The organism is Sandaracinobacteroides sp. (assembly GCF_057137845.1).
Map to the genome: position 1 here is coordinate 1 of NZ_DBNHFX010000131.1, position 14054 is coordinate 14054.

At 67.1% G+C, this 14054-nt stretch carries 15 protein-coding genes; 7 read left to right on the forward strand and 8 right to left on the reverse strand.

Features of this window, described 5'->3' with window-relative positions; translation table 11 throughout:
• A partial coding sequence (locus AC16JP_RS07580) for a lipopolysaccharide biosynthesis protein (RefSeq protein ID WP_484340004.1) occupies positions 1–470 on the forward strand: 470 nt, incomplete at its 5' end.
• Positions 471–476: 6 nt separating this feature from the next.
• Here AC16JP_RS07580 and dnaJ read toward each other — a convergent pair.
• Positions 477–1613, reverse strand: coding sequence for a molecular chaperone DnaJ (gene dnaJ, locus AC16JP_RS07585; protein ID WP_484340005.1), 1137 nt, complete (start codon positions 1611–1613; stop codon positions 477–479).
• A gap of 57 nt (positions 1614–1670) precedes the next feature.
• A complete protein-coding gene (gene dnaK / locus AC16JP_RS07590; protein ID WP_484340006.1) occupies positions 1671–3593 on the reverse strand; it encodes a molecular chaperone DnaK in 1923 nt (640 codons plus the stop codon).
• A gap of 275 nt (positions 3594–3868) precedes the next feature.
• On the opposite strand from dnaK, the gene AC16JP_RS07595 reads away from it, so the two are divergent.
• Positions 3869–4372, forward strand: a complete 504-nt coding sequence (locus tag AC16JP_RS07595; protein ID WP_484340007.1) for a copper chaperone PCu(A)C — start codon at positions 3869–3871, stop codon at positions 4370–4372.
• 37 nt (positions 4373–4409) lie between these two features.
• The gene (locus AC16JP_RS07600) at positions 4410–4841 is read left to right on the forward strand and encodes a vgr related protein (protein WP_484340008.1); all 432 of its coding nucleotides are present in this window, start codon (positions 4410–4412) and stop codon (positions 4839–4841) included.
• A 12-nt stretch (positions 4842–4853) separates the two neighbouring features.
• Here the strand turns inward: AC16JP_RS07600 and AC16JP_RS07605 are convergent, their stop codons facing one another.
• The 3 genes from AC16JP_RS07605 to hrcA are packed head-to-tail and all read right to left on the reverse strand — an operon-like array spanning position 4854 to position 6729.
• Positions 4854–5162: a putative quinol monooxygenase gene (locus tag AC16JP_RS07605; RefSeq protein WP_484340009.1), complete on the reverse strand. Its 309-nt coding sequence runs from the start codon at positions 5160–5162 to the stop codon at positions 4854–4856.
• Entirely contained in the window at positions 5159–5689 is a 531-nt protein-coding gene (locus tag AC16JP_RS07610) for a nucleotide exchange factor GrpE (protein ID WP_484340010.1), read from the reverse strand. Before AC16JP_RS07610 ends, AC16JP_RS07605 begins: the two co-directional genes overlap by 4 nt.
• The gene (gene hrcA, locus AC16JP_RS07615; protein ID WP_484340011.1) at positions 5686–6729 is read right to left on the reverse strand and encodes a heat-inducible transcriptional repressor HrcA; all 1044 of its coding nucleotides are present in this window, start codon (positions 6727–6729) and stop codon (positions 5686–5688) included. Before hrcA ends, AC16JP_RS07610 begins: the two co-directional genes overlap by 4 nt.
• 110 nt (positions 6730–6839) lie before the next feature.
• On the opposite strand from hrcA, the gene rph reads away from it, so the two are divergent.
• The 4 genes from rph to AC16JP_RS07635 are packed head-to-tail and all read left to right on the forward strand — an operon-like array spanning position 6840 to position 9716.
• Positions 6840–7556 (forward strand): ribonuclease PH, encoded by a 717-nt coding sequence (gene rph / locus AC16JP_RS07620; RefSeq protein WP_484340012.1) that lies wholly within the window; start codon positions 6840–6842, stop codon positions 7554–7556.
• Positions 7553–8179 (forward strand): RdgB/HAM1 family non-canonical purine NTP pyrophosphatase, encoded by a 627-nt coding sequence (rdgB, locus tag AC16JP_RS07625; RefSeq protein WP_484340013.1) that lies wholly within the window; start codon positions 7553–7555, stop codon positions 8177–8179. The genes rph and rdgB overlap by 4 nt, the downstream gene beginning before the upstream one ends.
• Positions 8176–9408 (forward strand): radical SAM family heme chaperone HemW, encoded by a 1233-nt coding sequence (gene hemW, locus AC16JP_RS07630; RefSeq protein WP_484340014.1) that lies wholly within the window; start codon positions 8176–8178, stop codon positions 9406–9408. The genes rdgB and hemW overlap by 4 nt, the downstream gene beginning before the upstream one ends.
• A complete protein-coding gene (locus tag AC16JP_RS07635; protein ID WP_484340015.1) occupies positions 9405–9716 on the forward strand; it encodes a hypothetical protein in 312 nt (103 codons plus the stop codon). The genes hemW and AC16JP_RS07635 overlap by 4 nt, the downstream gene beginning before the upstream one ends.
• An 18-nt stretch (positions 9717–9734) precedes the next feature.
• Here the strand turns inward: AC16JP_RS07635 and AC16JP_RS07640 are convergent, their stop codons facing one another.
• From AC16JP_RS07640 to AC16JP_RS07650, 3 genes are all read right to left on the reverse strand, one after another.
• Positions 9735–10121 (reverse strand): YbaN family protein, encoded by a 387-nt coding sequence (locus AC16JP_RS07640; RefSeq protein ID WP_484340016.1) that lies wholly within the window; start codon positions 10119–10121, stop codon positions 9735–9737.
• Positions 10114–13350, reverse strand: coding sequence for an amidohydrolase family protein (locus AC16JP_RS07645; protein WP_484340017.1), 3237 nt, complete (start codon positions 13348–13350; stop codon positions 10114–10116). The genes AC16JP_RS07640 and AC16JP_RS07645 overlap by 8 nt, the downstream gene beginning before the upstream one ends.
• Before the next feature lie 62 nt (positions 13351–13412).
• The gene (locus AC16JP_RS07650; RefSeq protein ID WP_484340018.1) at positions 13413–14051 is read right to left on the reverse strand and encodes a 3-oxoacid CoA-transferase subunit B; all 639 of its coding nucleotides are present in this window, start codon (positions 14049–14051) and stop codon (positions 13413–13415) included.
• Positions 14052–14054: the final 3 nt, after the last annotated feature.

Genomic DNA, 14054 nt, shown 5'->3' on the forward strand with positions numbered 1-14054 from the left:
GCATCCTCGTCGCCACCACGGAATCCTATGTCGCGGCGCGCATTGCCGGCGATTTCCGCGCCGGCCGCCCCGATCTCGCATGGAAGCGCCACTATCGGGCAACGCTCGTCATGCTCGGGCTTACGGCACCGGTGTTCCTGCTGCTGTTCGCAGTGCCGGAGCCGCTGCTGGGCATCGCCTTCGGACCAGAGTTCCGCATTGCGGCAACTGCGCTCACGATCATGGCGGCGGGCCAACTGGTGAATGTGGCGCGCGGGCCGCTGGGGTCGCTCCTCACCATGTCGGGGAATGAACGGGTGCAGCTCTCGACAACGATCGGTGGCGTGATCCTCGTCGTCATACTGGCATGGGCGCTGGTCCCGCGCTACGGGCTGGCTGGCGCCGCCATCGCGCAGGCGGCGCCCTTCGTGTTTCGGTCGGTTGCCGGCTATCTGATCGCGCGCCACCGCATCCCGCGGCACATAAACTAGCGCCGGTCAGTCGGTCAGTTCGTCCCAGGCGCCCTTCAGCCGGTCCCAGAAGCCCTTGGATTTCGGGCAGCCTTCGTGGCCGGAACTGCCGCGAAATTCGTCCAGCAGTTCCTTCTGGCGGCTGGTAAGCTTGGTCGGCGTTTCCAGTTCCACCTGCACCACCAGATCGCCGACGCCATTGCCGTTCAGGGCGGGCATCCCGCGCCCGCGCACCCGGAACTGCCGGCCCGACTGGGTTCCCGCCGGGATCTTCACCTCGACCGCCTGCTTGTCGAGGCCGGGAATGCTGATCTCGCCACCAAGTGCCGCATCGACAAAGCTCATCGGTACCTGCGCGAACAGCGTCGTGCCGTCGCGCTTCCAGATCGGGTGCGGCTTCATGTGGATGAAGATATACAGGTCGCCCGGCCCGCCGCCACGTGGCCCTGCCTCGCCCTCTCCGGCAAGGCGGATGCGGGTGCCGCTGTCGACGCCGCGCGGGATCTTCACCTTCAGCGTCTTGCGCCGTTCGGTCCGGCCTTCGCCCCGGCAATGCTCGCACGGGTCCGAGATCACCGAACCCGACCCATGGCACGACGGGCATGCACGCTCGACGATGAACATGCCGTTCTGCATCCGCACCTGCCCGCGGCCCTGACATGTGCCGCACGACTGCACCCTTGAACCCGGCTTGCCGCCGCTGCCAAGGCAATGCTCGCACTCGACCGCCACTTCGAACGCGACTTCGGCTTCACCGCCGTGGAACGCCTCCTCGAAGCCCACCTGCAGGTCGTGGCGCACGTCCGAGCCTCGCTGCGGGCCCTGCCTGCGGCCACGGCCACCGCCCATGAACTGGTCGAAAATGTCGGAAAAGATGTCGGAAAAGGGGCTGGCGTCACCGAACGGGCTGCCCCCGGCGCCATTGCCCTGCCCGCCGCGCACACCGGCATGGCCATAGCGGTCATAGGCGGCGCGCTTCTGCGGGTCCGACAGCACGCCATAGGCTTCGCTGATCGCCTTGAAGCGCGCTTCGGCCTGCGCATCGCCGGGGTTCTTGTCCGGGTGCCAGCGCATGGCAAGCTTGCGATAGGCCGTCTTCAGCGTGCCGTCGTCGCAACTCTTCTGCACTTCCAGCAGTTCGTAATAGTCGACTTCCGTGAACATTCCCGACAGTCCCTGAACGGCCGGGGCCGGGTTTCGCGCCCGGCCCCTTGCTCCGATTTACTTCTTGCTGTCGTCCACTTCGGTGAAGTCCGCGTCGACCACGTCTTCGGCGCCGCCTTGCGCCGCGCCGCTGCCCGTGGCGTCTGCGCCGGCGGATTCCCCTGCCTTCGCCTGCTCGGCGGCATAGACCGCCTCGCCAAGCTTCATCGCCACTTGCGCCAGCGTCTGCGCCTTGCTGTTGATCTGCTCCGGCTCGCCTGAATCCAGCACTGCCTTCACATCGGCAATCGCGGTTTCGATCTGCGTCCGGGTGTCGGCGTCCACCTTGTCGCCATGCTCGGAAAGCTGGCGCTCGGTCGCGTGGACAAGGCTGTCGGCCTGGTTGCGGGCTTCGGCTGCTTCGCGGCGCTTCTTGTCTTCCGACGAGAATTGCTCGGCTTCCTTCACCATCTTCTCGATGTCGTCCTTCGACAGACCGCCCGACGGCTGGATCTTGATCTGCTGTTCCTTGCCGGTGCCCTTGTCCTTCGCCGTCACCGACACCAGGCCATTGGCGTCGATATCGAAGGTGACTTCGATCTGCGGAACCCCGCGCGGCGCCGACGGAATGCCCACCAGGTCGAAATTGCCCAGCAGCTTGTTGTCGGCCGCCATTTCGCGCTCGCCCTGGAACACGCGGATGGTCACGGCCGACTGGTTGTCGTCGGCGGTCGAGAAGGTCTGTGACTTCTTGGTCGGGATGGTGGTGTTGCGGTCGATCATGCGGGTGAACACGCCGCCCAGCGTTTCGATACCAAGGCTCAGCGGCGTGACGTCAAGCAGCAGCACGTCCTTCACGTCGCCCTGCAGCACGCCAGCCTGAATGGCGGCGCCCATCGCCACCACTTCGTCCGGGTTCACGCCGGTGTGCGGCTCCTTGCCGAACAGGTCCTTCACGAACTGGCGCACGCGCGGCATCCGCGTCATGCCGCCAACCAGAATCACTTCGTCGATCGCCGCCGCCTTCACGCCCGCTTCGTTCATGGCGTCGATGCAGGGCTTGCGCGTGCGTTCGATCAGGTCGCCGACCAGCTTTTCAAGGTCGGCGCGCGAAATCCCCCGCACAAGGTGCTTCGGCCCGGTGGCGTCGGCGGTGATGAAAGGCAGGTTCACTTCGGTTGTGGCCGACGACGACAGTTCGATCTTCGCCTTTTCCGCCGCTTCCTTCAGCCGCTGCAACGCCAGCCGGTCGTTCCGCAGGTCGATGCCTTCGTCCTTCTTGAAGCCGTCGGCCAGAAACTCGACCAGCTTGGCGTCGAAATCCTCGCCGCCAAGGAAGGTGTCGCCCGACGTCGACTTCACTTCGAACACGCCGTCGCCCAGTTCCAGGATCGACACGTCGAACGTGCCGCCGCCAAGGTCATAGACGGCGATGGTCTTCGCCGACACATTCTTGTCGAGACCATAGGCAAGGGCCGCCGCCGTCGGCTCGTTGATGATGCGCAGCACCTCGAGGCCGGCAATCTTGCCTGCGTCCTTGGTGGCCTGCCGCTGGGCGTCGTTGAAATAGGCGGGAACGGTGATCACCGCCTGCGTAACGGTCTCGCCCAGATAGCTTTCCGCCGTTTCCTTCATCTTTTGCAGGATGAAGGCGGAAATCTGCGACGGGCTGTATTCCTTGCCGCCGGCGCCCACCCAGGCGTCGCCGTTGGCGCCATTGACGATCCGGTAGGGCACCAGCCCCATGTCCTTCTGCGTCATCGGATCATCGAAACGGCGCCCGATCAGGCGCTTCACGGCAAAGACGGTGTTTTCGGGATTGGTCACGGCCTGACGCTTGGCCGGCTGCCCGACCAGACGCTCGCCGTCCTTGGCAAAGGCAACCTGGCTTGGCGTGGTGCGCGCGCCTTCCGCATTTTCGATCACCTTGGGGGTGGCGCCCTCCATCACCGACACGCAGCTGTTGGTGGTGCCAAGGTCGATACCGATCACTTTTGCCATTGTTCTGCCTGTTCCTCTTGCGTTCGATGCGCCGGACCTGTCACGGCCGCGCGTTTATTCTGACCCTATGCTGAATGCCCGTTCCGGCATTCCGTTCGCTTGGCGATATAGTGGCGCGCACAGGCGCATCAATGGGCACCGGCCCCAAAAAGGCACATGTGGCCGGAATGCAGCACCTGCGCCACTTGAACCGGCCTTCCCGAAGCGGCAGGGTCGCCGCCATGTCGAAATGCGCAGATTGCGCACCAATCAGGCTTCACGAAAGGCACCCGGCCATGAACGCCCGCCCGATCCTCGCCGTTGCAACCATGTTCATTGCGGCAACCGCCGCCATGCCGATTGCCGCTTCCGCACAGGCACCAAAGGCGGCGGAGGTGCAGGCAACCCCGCACCTGATGAACGCATGGGTTCGCCTGCCCGCGATGGCCGGGCGGCCTGCGGGCGGCTATTTCCTGGCACACGGCACCTCGGTCGCCGACGAACTCACCGGCGTCGTCTCGCCCAAAGCCGGCCGGGTGGAGATGCACAGCATGGCGAACGACAACGGCGTGATGAAGATGCGCGCCGAAACCAGCTTCCCGCTGGCTGCGGGCGGCGAACTGAAGTTCGCGCCGGGCGGGAACCACCTGATGCTGTTCGACCTCGCGGCCGACGTTAAAGCAGGCGACAGGATCCCGCTTACGTTCAGCTTCAGGTCGGGCGCCAAGGTTACGATCGACGCCGAAGTCCGCGCAGCGGGCGCCCCGGCCGCCAAAATGGATCATTCGAATCACCACTGAGGTAGGCGACCGTCCGCTGACTTCGGGCGAGCGTTCGATGATCGGCTGTTTTTTCGGCGATGCGGTCGACTGCGATCCCGTTCGCATCCACCGGCGCAAATGGTGGATGTGGCAGCCCGCCTGGGTGACGATGGCGCCCGACGGCCACCTCTGGTTCCATCCGATGGGCGATCTGTGGCAGGCGGATTTCGCCTGCGCGCCGCTCTGGGCGCGGGCGCACTTCATGCATGAAATGGTGCATGTCTGGCAGCATCAGCAGGGCCTCGACCTCAGGCTGCGCCGCCTGCCGTTCGCACGCTATCGCTATCTGCCGCTGGTGCCGGGGCAGTCATTCCATTGCTACGGCATCGAACAACAGGCCAGAATCGTCGAAGACGCATGGCTGCTGGCGCAAGGGGTGCGCCTGCCCGGTCGCCCCCCGCTCGATACCTATCGCGCGCTGCTGCCGTTTCGCGCCGAAACAGCCTGACCGCCCATCCGGTCAGAGGCTGCGCTCTCCGGTCACATCGAACACCTTCAGGTCGCGGCCGCGAACGGCCCCGGCAAGTGCCGCCCGGAACTGGGCGATGTGCGCCGTGCCGCCGTGGCTTTGCAGGTGCGCATCCGATTCCCAGCGTTCGGAAACCCGCAGCACCGCCGGGCGGTCGGCGCCGCCCTCGTCCTCGACGGTCAGGCTATAGGCGTGGCAGCCTTCCTCGTTCAGGGTGTGCCGCACGGTTTCCCCGATCACCGGGCGCAACGCCTCGATCCGCGCCGGGTCGATTTCGAACTTGCCCATGATGATGATCACGCGACCTGCTCCTTCCCGGCCTTGGCGACGGTCACCAGCGCCGGGCGCAGCAGCCTGTCCTTCATCATCCAGCCCGCCTGAAGCTCCGACACGATGGTGCCCGGCTCGGCGTCGGCTTCCACTTCGACCATCGCCTCGTGGGCGTTCGGGTCCAGCGGCAGCCCCACGGCGGCAACGCGCCGGATGCCGTGCCGTTCAAAGATCGAAACCAGCTCGCGCTGCGTCGCCTCGATGCCGGCGCGGACCGCCTCGTCGGTGTCGGCCGGAAGCGCCGTCAGCGCCCGCGCCAGATTGTCGGCAACCGACAGCATGTCGCGCGCGAACGATGCCGCTGCATATTGCACGGCATCCGCCTTGTCGCGCTCGAGGCGGCGGCGGGTGTTTTCGGCTTCGGCGGCCATGCGCAGCGCGCGGTCGCGCTCGGCGTCGCGTTCGGTCGCCAGCACGACGATTTCCTCGCGTGCGGCGGCAAGCTGTTCTTCGGGGGAAAATTCCATTGCGCCGTTCTCCGGCGTATCGGCTGTCATGCCATCAACCTCGACAGTCTGTTTGCGGTGAAATCCACCATGGGGACGACGCGCGCATAGTTCAACCTCGTCGGCCCGATAACCCCCACCACGCCGATCACCCGCCCGTCGGCGCCGCGATAGGGCGCGGCGATCACGCTCGATCCGGAAAGCGCGAACAGCCGCGATTCGGCACCGATGAAAATACGCATGGAATCGGCGGCGCGGGCTTCGTCCAGCAGCCGTGCCAGTTCCGCCTTGCGTTCCAGTTCCTCCAAAAGCGCCCGCGCCTGATCGAGATCGGCGCTGTCCAGCAGGTGCGCCTGCCCGCGAACGATCAGCACCGGCCCCGCCCCGTCCGACGACCAGCTTGCAAGACCCTGCGCCACCAGCCCCGCCGTCAGCCGGTCGAGTTCGGCCCGGTCGCCGGCGATCTCGGCGGCCAGCCGCCCGGCAGCATCAGCCAGCGTCAGGCCGGAAAGCCTGGCATTCACATAATTCTGCGCCTGTTCCAGCGCCTGCGGCGGCAGGCCATCCGGCAGCGCGACCACCCGGTTCTCGATGCCGCCATCCGCCCCTACCAGCACCGCCAGCGCCCGGCCCGGTCCCAAAGGCACCAGATTCATCTGCCGGATCACCGGCTCGGACTTCGGCGCGGCGATCACGGCAGCGCAACTGGCCAGCCCCGACAGGGCCGCCGTCGTCCGCGCCAGCACATCCTCGAGGCTGGCGCCCGCGCGTCCGGCTTCGGCTTCGATCGCGGCCGCTTCGGCAGCGCTCGGGCCGGCCACCTGCATCATGCCATCGACGAACAGACGCAGGCCCTGCTCGGTTGGCACCCGCCCGGCCGATGTGTGCGGCGCCGCCAGCAGGCCCAGTTCCTCCAGATCCTGCATGACGTTGCGGATCGACGCCGGCGACAGGTGCAGGCCGCCATGCCGCGCCAGTGTCCGCGAACCGACGGGCGCCCCCGTCGCCAGATAGCTGTCGACGATGTCGCGGAAGATCGAGCGCGCCCGTTCCGACAGTTGCGATACGCTGATACCGGCACTTTCCTGCATGAGCGCAATCTAGGGCGGGCAGGCCCGAGGCTCAACCGCGCTTGGCAACACCGCCTGCCGCGCCTAATCGTGCCGCCAGATCCACATCCCCCAACCACAAGGAAAGCCCCATGCGCCCTTCGGGTCGTTCCCCTGACATGATGCGCGAGATCGTCATGCTGCCAAACTTCAACGCCCACGCCGAAGGCTCGTGCCTGGTGAAGTTCGGCAACACCCATGTACTGGTGACAGCCAGCGTCGAAGAAAAACTGCCGCCGTGGATGCGCGGCCGTGGCGAGGGCTGGGTGACGGCCGAATATGGCATGCTGCCCCGCGCCACCCACACACGCGGCAGCCGCGAAGCTGCCAAAGGCAAGCAATCCGGCCGCACACAGGAAATCCAGCGCCTGATCGGCCGCTCGCTGCGCGCCGTCACCGACCTGAAGGCGCTCGGCGAACGGCAGATCACGCTCGACTGCGACGTGCTGCAGGCCGATGGAGGCACCCGCACCGCTGCCATCTCCGGTGCATGGGTGGCGCTGCGGCTGGCGATCGACGGCCTACACAAGGCAGCGCCGTTCGCCCGCGATCCGCTGCCGGCGCAGGTGGCCGCAGTTTCATGCGGGATCCACCAGGGAACGCCCGTCCTCGACCTCGACTACGACGAAGACTCCTCGGCCCAGACCGACGGCAACTTCGTCCTCACCTCGGCCGGTTCGCTGGTCGAGGTGCAGGCAACCGCCGAAGGCGCGCTGTTCGAGGAAGAGGAACTGCTGCGGCTGTTGCGGCTGGCGCGAATCGGCTGCACCGAAATCTTCGCCCGGCAGCGCGAGGCAACAGGCCGATGACAGGCAGGCCGATAGCAGGCGCGATCGGGCCGAAGCTGGTTCTTGCCAGCCACAATGCGGGCAAGCTCAGGGAAATTTCGGCCCTGCTCGCGCCGTTCGGCATTGAAACCGTGCCCGCATCGGCGTTCGGACTGCCCGAACCCGCCGAGACCGAGGAAAGCTTCGAAGGAAACGCGCTGCTGAAGGCGCGCTTCGCGGCCGCCGGCGCCGGGCTTCCCGCCCTCTCCGACGACAGCGGTCTCTGCGTAGATGCACTGGGCGGCGAACCGGGCGTGCATACCGCCGACTGGGCCGAAACCCCAGAGGGACGCGACTGGCGGCTTGCCATGCAGAAGGTCGAGGACAGGTTGCGGGCACTTGGCCCGGATGTCTCGCGCAAGGCCGAATTCGTCTGCGTGCTGGCGCTCGCCTTTCCCGATGGCCGCGAACAGACCTTCCGGGGCCGCGTCGGCGGTTCGCTGGTGTGGCCGCCGCGTGGCGATGTCGGGTTCGGCTATGATCCGGTGTTCGTACCAGACGGCCGAACACAGACCTTCGCGGAAATGGCGCCGGCGGAAAAGCACGCCATCAGCCATCGCGCCGACGCCTTCGCAAAGCTGCGGGAAGCGCTCCCCCTGGCATGAGCGGCGATATCGCGCTTTACGTCCACTGGCCGTTCTGCGTCACCAAATGCCCCTATTGCGACTTCAACAGCCATGTCCGCGAACGCGTCGATCAGGCACGCTGGGCGAATGCGCTGCTGGCGGAACTGCGCCACGAAGCAGCCCTGACCAAAGGCCAGCAGCTCGTCTCGATCTTCTTTGGCGGCGGCACGCCCTCGCTGATGCCGCCGGCAACCGTCGCGGGCGTGATCGCCGAAGCAACCACGCTCTGGCCCGCCGCCCCCAACCTCGAAATCACCCTCGAAGCCAACCCCTCGTCGGTCGAGGCAGCACGCTTTGCCGATTTCGCCGCCGCTGGCGTCAACCGCGTTTCGCTCGGGTTGCAGGCGCTCGACGACGCCGCCCTGAAACTACTCGGCAGGCCGCATGATCTGGCGCAGGGACTGGCCGCGCTCGATGTCGCGCAGGCGAATTTTCCGCGCGTCAGCATCGACCTCATCCACAGCCGGCCGGGGCTGTCGCCGCGGCAGTGGGAAGCCGAACTAGGCCGCGCACTCGGCTTCGGAACCGACCATCTCTCGGCCTATCAACTGACGATCGAACCCGGCACCCGCTTTCACACGCTGGCCGCCAAAGGCCTGCTCGACCTGCCGACCGAAGACGACGCCGCCACCATGTTCGACGCGACCGGCGCGCTCTGCGCACAGGCGGGCCTGCACCTCTATGAGATTTCGAACCACGCCCGCCCCGGCTCGGAAAGCAGGCACAACCTGCAATACTGGACCTACGGCGACTATGCCGGCATCGGCCCCGGCGCGCACGGGCGGCGCGGGCGAATGGCGACGGCGCGCATCCGCCGCCCGGAAAGCTGGCTCGACGCCGTCGAAGCGGGCGGGTTCGCGATCGACACCGAAGAACCGGTAGAGGGCGAAACCGCCGCCCACGAAGCGCTGCTGATGGGCCTGCGCCTGCGCACCGGCATCGACCCGGATCGTTTCCGGCAGCGCACCGGGCGCGCCCTCGATACGGTCGTTTCGGCCGATGCGCGCGCACGGCTCGTCGGGCTGGGCCTGCTGGAACCCGGCCACCGGCTTGTCGCAACCGATGCCGGACGGGCGCTCACCAACCGGCTGCTCGTCGAACTGGTGGCCGGTGTCGATGCAGGTGGAGTCGATGCAGTCGGGGTTGATTCCCGTGCCATCCATGCCAATCTTCCCGCTTCCACGCCCGACACGACGGAGGACCAATGATCGGCAGGCTAGTCAGCGCAGCAGCAGGGCGCAGCATCGCGCGCACACTCGGCGGTGCGGCGGCCGGCCCTGCGGGATTGTTGATCGGAACCGTGCTGCCGGTGGTGCTGCCCTCGGTTGCACGGCGGTTCGGCCCGCTGGGCATGGCCGCGTCCGCTGTCGGCACGGTGCTGTTCTCGCGCTGGCTCTCGCGGCGCAACGCCCGCAGGGCGGCGCTCGGCTCGGTCGCCACAGCGAAACCCGAAGCAGTGCTTGGCAGCCCGGTTCCGCCCGATGCGCTGGAAGGCGAACTGCTGAAAGATTACTGACCGGCTGCGGCCGAAGCCTCAGCTTGGCCGCGTCATGATCCAGGTGGCGATCAGCGCCATCGTCAGCGCGACGCCCAGGGCAATCGGCCATTCCGGCTTTGCGAACAGCATCAGTGTGGCAAAGCTTCCGGCCATCCCGCCCGACGCCAGCAATTTCCCGCGCAGCGGTATGGCGCCCCGTTCACGCCAGTCCCGCACATAGGGGCCGACCTGCGGATGGTTGACGATCCACGCCTCCATCCGTGGCGACGACCGGCCAAAGCAGGCCGCCGCCAGAATCAGGAAGATCGCCGACGGCAGCAGCGGCAGCACCGCGCCGATCAGGCCAAGCGCCGTCAGCAGCAGGCCGGCCGTGAACCACAGTCCACGCCCCAGCCTGCTGCGCGACGGTTCGCCTTCAGCCACCTGACCCCCGGCGCGCCGTGTCGGCGGCGGCGCCAGTCACCCACCAGTGCGCGGGCTGGCGGCGCGCGCGCGGCGCCACTTCGTTCAGCGTCGCCGCATCATAAAGCCTGCCGCCCAGCATCACCTGCGCCACCTTCTCGCTGTTGCGGATGTCGTCCATCGGGTTGGCGTCCAGCACCACCAGATCGGCAAGTTTGCCCGGCTCCAGCGAGCCGATGTCGCGATCCATGCCCAGCGACTGCGCCGGAACGATGGTGCCGGCGCGCAGCGCTTCCAGGGGGCTCATGCCGCCACGGACGAAACTCCAGAGTTCCCAGTGCGCCGCGATCCCCGGCTGCTGGCCGTGCGCACCGATCGACACCAGAATGCCGCGTTCGGCAAGGCGCTTTGCCTCTCGCGCGGAAAGCTGGTCGACATACTGGTCCTCGGGCGCGATCGGCCGGCGGATGCTCTGCGCCAGCACGCCCGGAGGGGTATGCGCCTTCAAGAGCGGCTGCTCGAAGATGTCGGTATGCGAACGCCAGTAGGGGTCGGCTGCCAGCCCGCCGAACGTGACGACAAGCGTCGGCGTATAGTTCACCCTGGTCGCCGTCCACAGTTGCATCACGTCGTCGTAGAAGCGCTCGACCGGCAGATTATGTTCAAAGGTCGAGTTGCCGTCGACGATGTGGGTGATCCCCAGCCCGAACAGCGAACCGCCCTCGGCGACCACCTGCATGTTTTCACGGCGGCCTGCCTCGATCACCTGCTGGCGCTGGTTGCGGCGCGGCTGGTTGTAGTTCTTGATCGAATGCGCCCCCTGCGCCTTCAGCCGCCGCACATGCGCCAGCGCATCATCGAGGCTGTTCACATCGGCAAAGAATCCGCCCGCCTTGGCGCCATAGACCGGTTCCGCCACCGAGAAGATGCGCGGCCCGAGGAACCGCCCGACCTGCTGATACTCCTTGGCCGCATAGACTTCGCTCGCCTGATTCGACGGGTCGTGAACGGTGGTCGTGCCCAGCGCCAGCGCCTGCATCTGCACCCAGTTGCGTTCCGGAACCAGATCGTCGCCGGTGCCGAACGGCCCGTGCGCATGCGCATCGACGAGGCCCGGCATGATGGTCTTGCCGGTCGCATCGACGCGAACCGCACCAGCCGGGATCGGCGTGCTTTCCGCCGGTCCCACGGCCACGATCCGGTCGCCGTCCACCACGACAACGCCGTTCGCGATCACGCCGCCATCGGCCTGCGCCATGGTCAGGATGCGCGCGCCGGTAATGGCGACAAGGCCCTTCGGCTTTTCCGCCGCCACTTCGACACCAAGGTTGATGCCGCTCGTCGGCGGTTCCAGCGTCGATTTGCCGGGTGCGGGCGCCGTCGGGAACAGCCCGGCAGTCGCAACGCGATAATAGGTCGGCCCCATGCTCCAGCCAAGCTGGCGGCCATCGGCCGACCAGTCGAACCAGGTCGCGCCGCCACGGCTGGCGCGGACGATCGGCAGCGCAGTCCCACGGGCGTCGATCGCCAGTTCCTGCGCGCCGGGCGGCAGCGGCATCAGCCACAGCTCGTAGTTCTGCCGGAACGCCAGCGTCCGGCCGTCCGGGGAAACCCGGAAAGCCCCCGCCTGCTCGCCGCCGGCAAGCGTGCGGCGCGCCTCGCCGTTCATGTCCATCGAAATCAGGTTCTGCTTGCCGCGTCCGCCAGCATTCACGAACAGGCGATCGCCGGTCGCGCCGAAGTGCGGCTGCGAAACGCCTGTCGCGATGCGGGTGGGCGTGCCGCCCGCCACATCAACCTTCCAGACACCCGGCGAATAGGCCCCCGCCGGAGACACCAGCCCGCCGCCTTCGCGCACTTCGAACACCAGCGTCCGCCCATCCGGCGAGAAGGCCATCGCGCCATAATGCCCGGCAGCCCCCACCAGCACGCGGCCTGCGCCGCCGCCCGGCCCCGACAGATGGATGGCGCCCAGCCCGTCGTCGGTCCAGCGCACATAGGCCAGCGCCCTGCCATCGCGCGACCATGTCGGGAACAGTTCGCGCACCGTGTCGTCGCCCGCTGAAAGCCGCCGCGCCGCGCCGCCCGCCGCCGGCTTCAGCCAGACCTTGCCGAGGCTTTCATAGGCAAGCGTGCGCCCGTCCGGCGACATCGTGGCGAAGCGCACCATCTTGGTGGTGAACCGCTCGGGCGCCACCTCGATACGCGGGTGGACAGGCTCGACCACCTCGCGCGTGTCCTGCACGTGGAAGGGGATTTCGGCCAGATTGGCACCGTTCGCATCCACCCGCTGCAACTTGCCGTTGCCCCAGAACAGGATCGAACGGTTGTCGGGCGTCCACGCCATGTTGGGGTAAACCCCGGTCACCGCCCAGGTTTCCTGCATGTCGCGATCGAGGCCGCCGACGAGGCGCGTCTCGCGGCCGGTCGCAAGGTCGCGCACGAACAGCGCAGAACCCGCACGCTCGCGGCGGATGAACGCCAGCAGGCGGCCATCGGGCGAAGGTGTCGGCCGCACCGCGCCGCCCGGCGCCGACACGACGGTCGATACCTCGCCGGTCGCCAGCGTCAGGGCCTCGATGGTGAACAGCGCGGCGTTCGAATCCTGCGCATATTCAAAGATCGGTCCCGCAGAGACGTTGCGCGTGTAGTAGATCGTCTTGCCGTCGGGCGCGAACACCGGCTCGCCCAGCTCCTTCTGGTGCTGTTCCGACACGCGCTTCACCAGCGCCTGCCCGCCGCCGCCCGAGGCGTGATACAGCCAGACTTCGCCCGTCCCCAGCGAACGGCCGGTGGTGAAATGCTTCTTGGCGACGATATACTGCCCATCGGGCGACCAGCCGGGCTGGAACAGCAGGCGGAACTCCTCGTTCGTCACCTGCTTCTTGTCGGCGCCGTCCACGTTCATGACCCAGATATTGTCGCCGCCGCCACGGTCAGAGGTGAAGGCGATGCGCCGCCCATCCGGCGAGAATCGCGGCTGCACTTCCCACGCCAGACCCTCGGCGATCCGGGTCGGCGTGCCGCCGGCGATCGGCATGGTATAGATATCGCCCAGCAGCGCGAAGGCGATGGTGCGCCCGTCCGGGCTTACATCGAGATCGACCCATGTGCCCTGCCGCACGTCGATCGGCACCGAACGTAGCTTGGCGCCACCCGATGTCTGCACGTCCCACGCAGGCTTTGCGGCGCCCTGCGCGATCGCAGGCGCGGAAATTCCCACCAGCAGTGCAGCGAACAATTTATGCATCATGACTTCCCCGGTCTGGTTTCCCGGCAATCCTTAATGGCGCCAGGCCCGGCGGGGAAGCCTCATGCGGCCTCGAAATGCGCCGTGGTCTTCTGCCGCACCTCGTCCAGCGTCAGGCCGGGGGCCATCTCCACCAGCCGGAACGGGCTGCCGTGCCGGTCGACGCGCTCGAACACCGCCAGATCGGTGATGATCACATCGACGACATTGCGCCCCGTCAGCGGCAGGGTGCAGGCGGGAATGAACTTCGGCCGTCCGGCCTTGTCGGTGTGTTCCATCATGACGACGATTCGCGGCGTTCCGGCCACCAGATCCATGGCGCCGCCCATGCCCTTCACCATCTTGCCCGGCACCATCCAGTTGGCCAGATCGCCGGTTTCCGAAACTTCCATGGCGCCCAGAATCGACAGGTTCATATGGCCGCCGCGAATCATCGCGAAGCTGTCGGCCGAGCTGAAATAGGCGGTGCGCGGCAGTTCGGTCACGGTCTGCTTGCCGGCGTTGATCAGGTCGGCGTCTTCCTCGCCCTCAAAGGGGAACGGGCCCATGCCCAGCATGCCGTTTTCCGATTGCAGCGTGATGTCCAGGTTCCCGGCATGATTCGCCACCAGCGTCGGCATGCCGATGCCAAGGTTCACATAGAAACCATCCTTCAGTTCCTTCGCCGCGCGGGCAGCCATTTCGTCGCGTGTCCAGGCCATCGT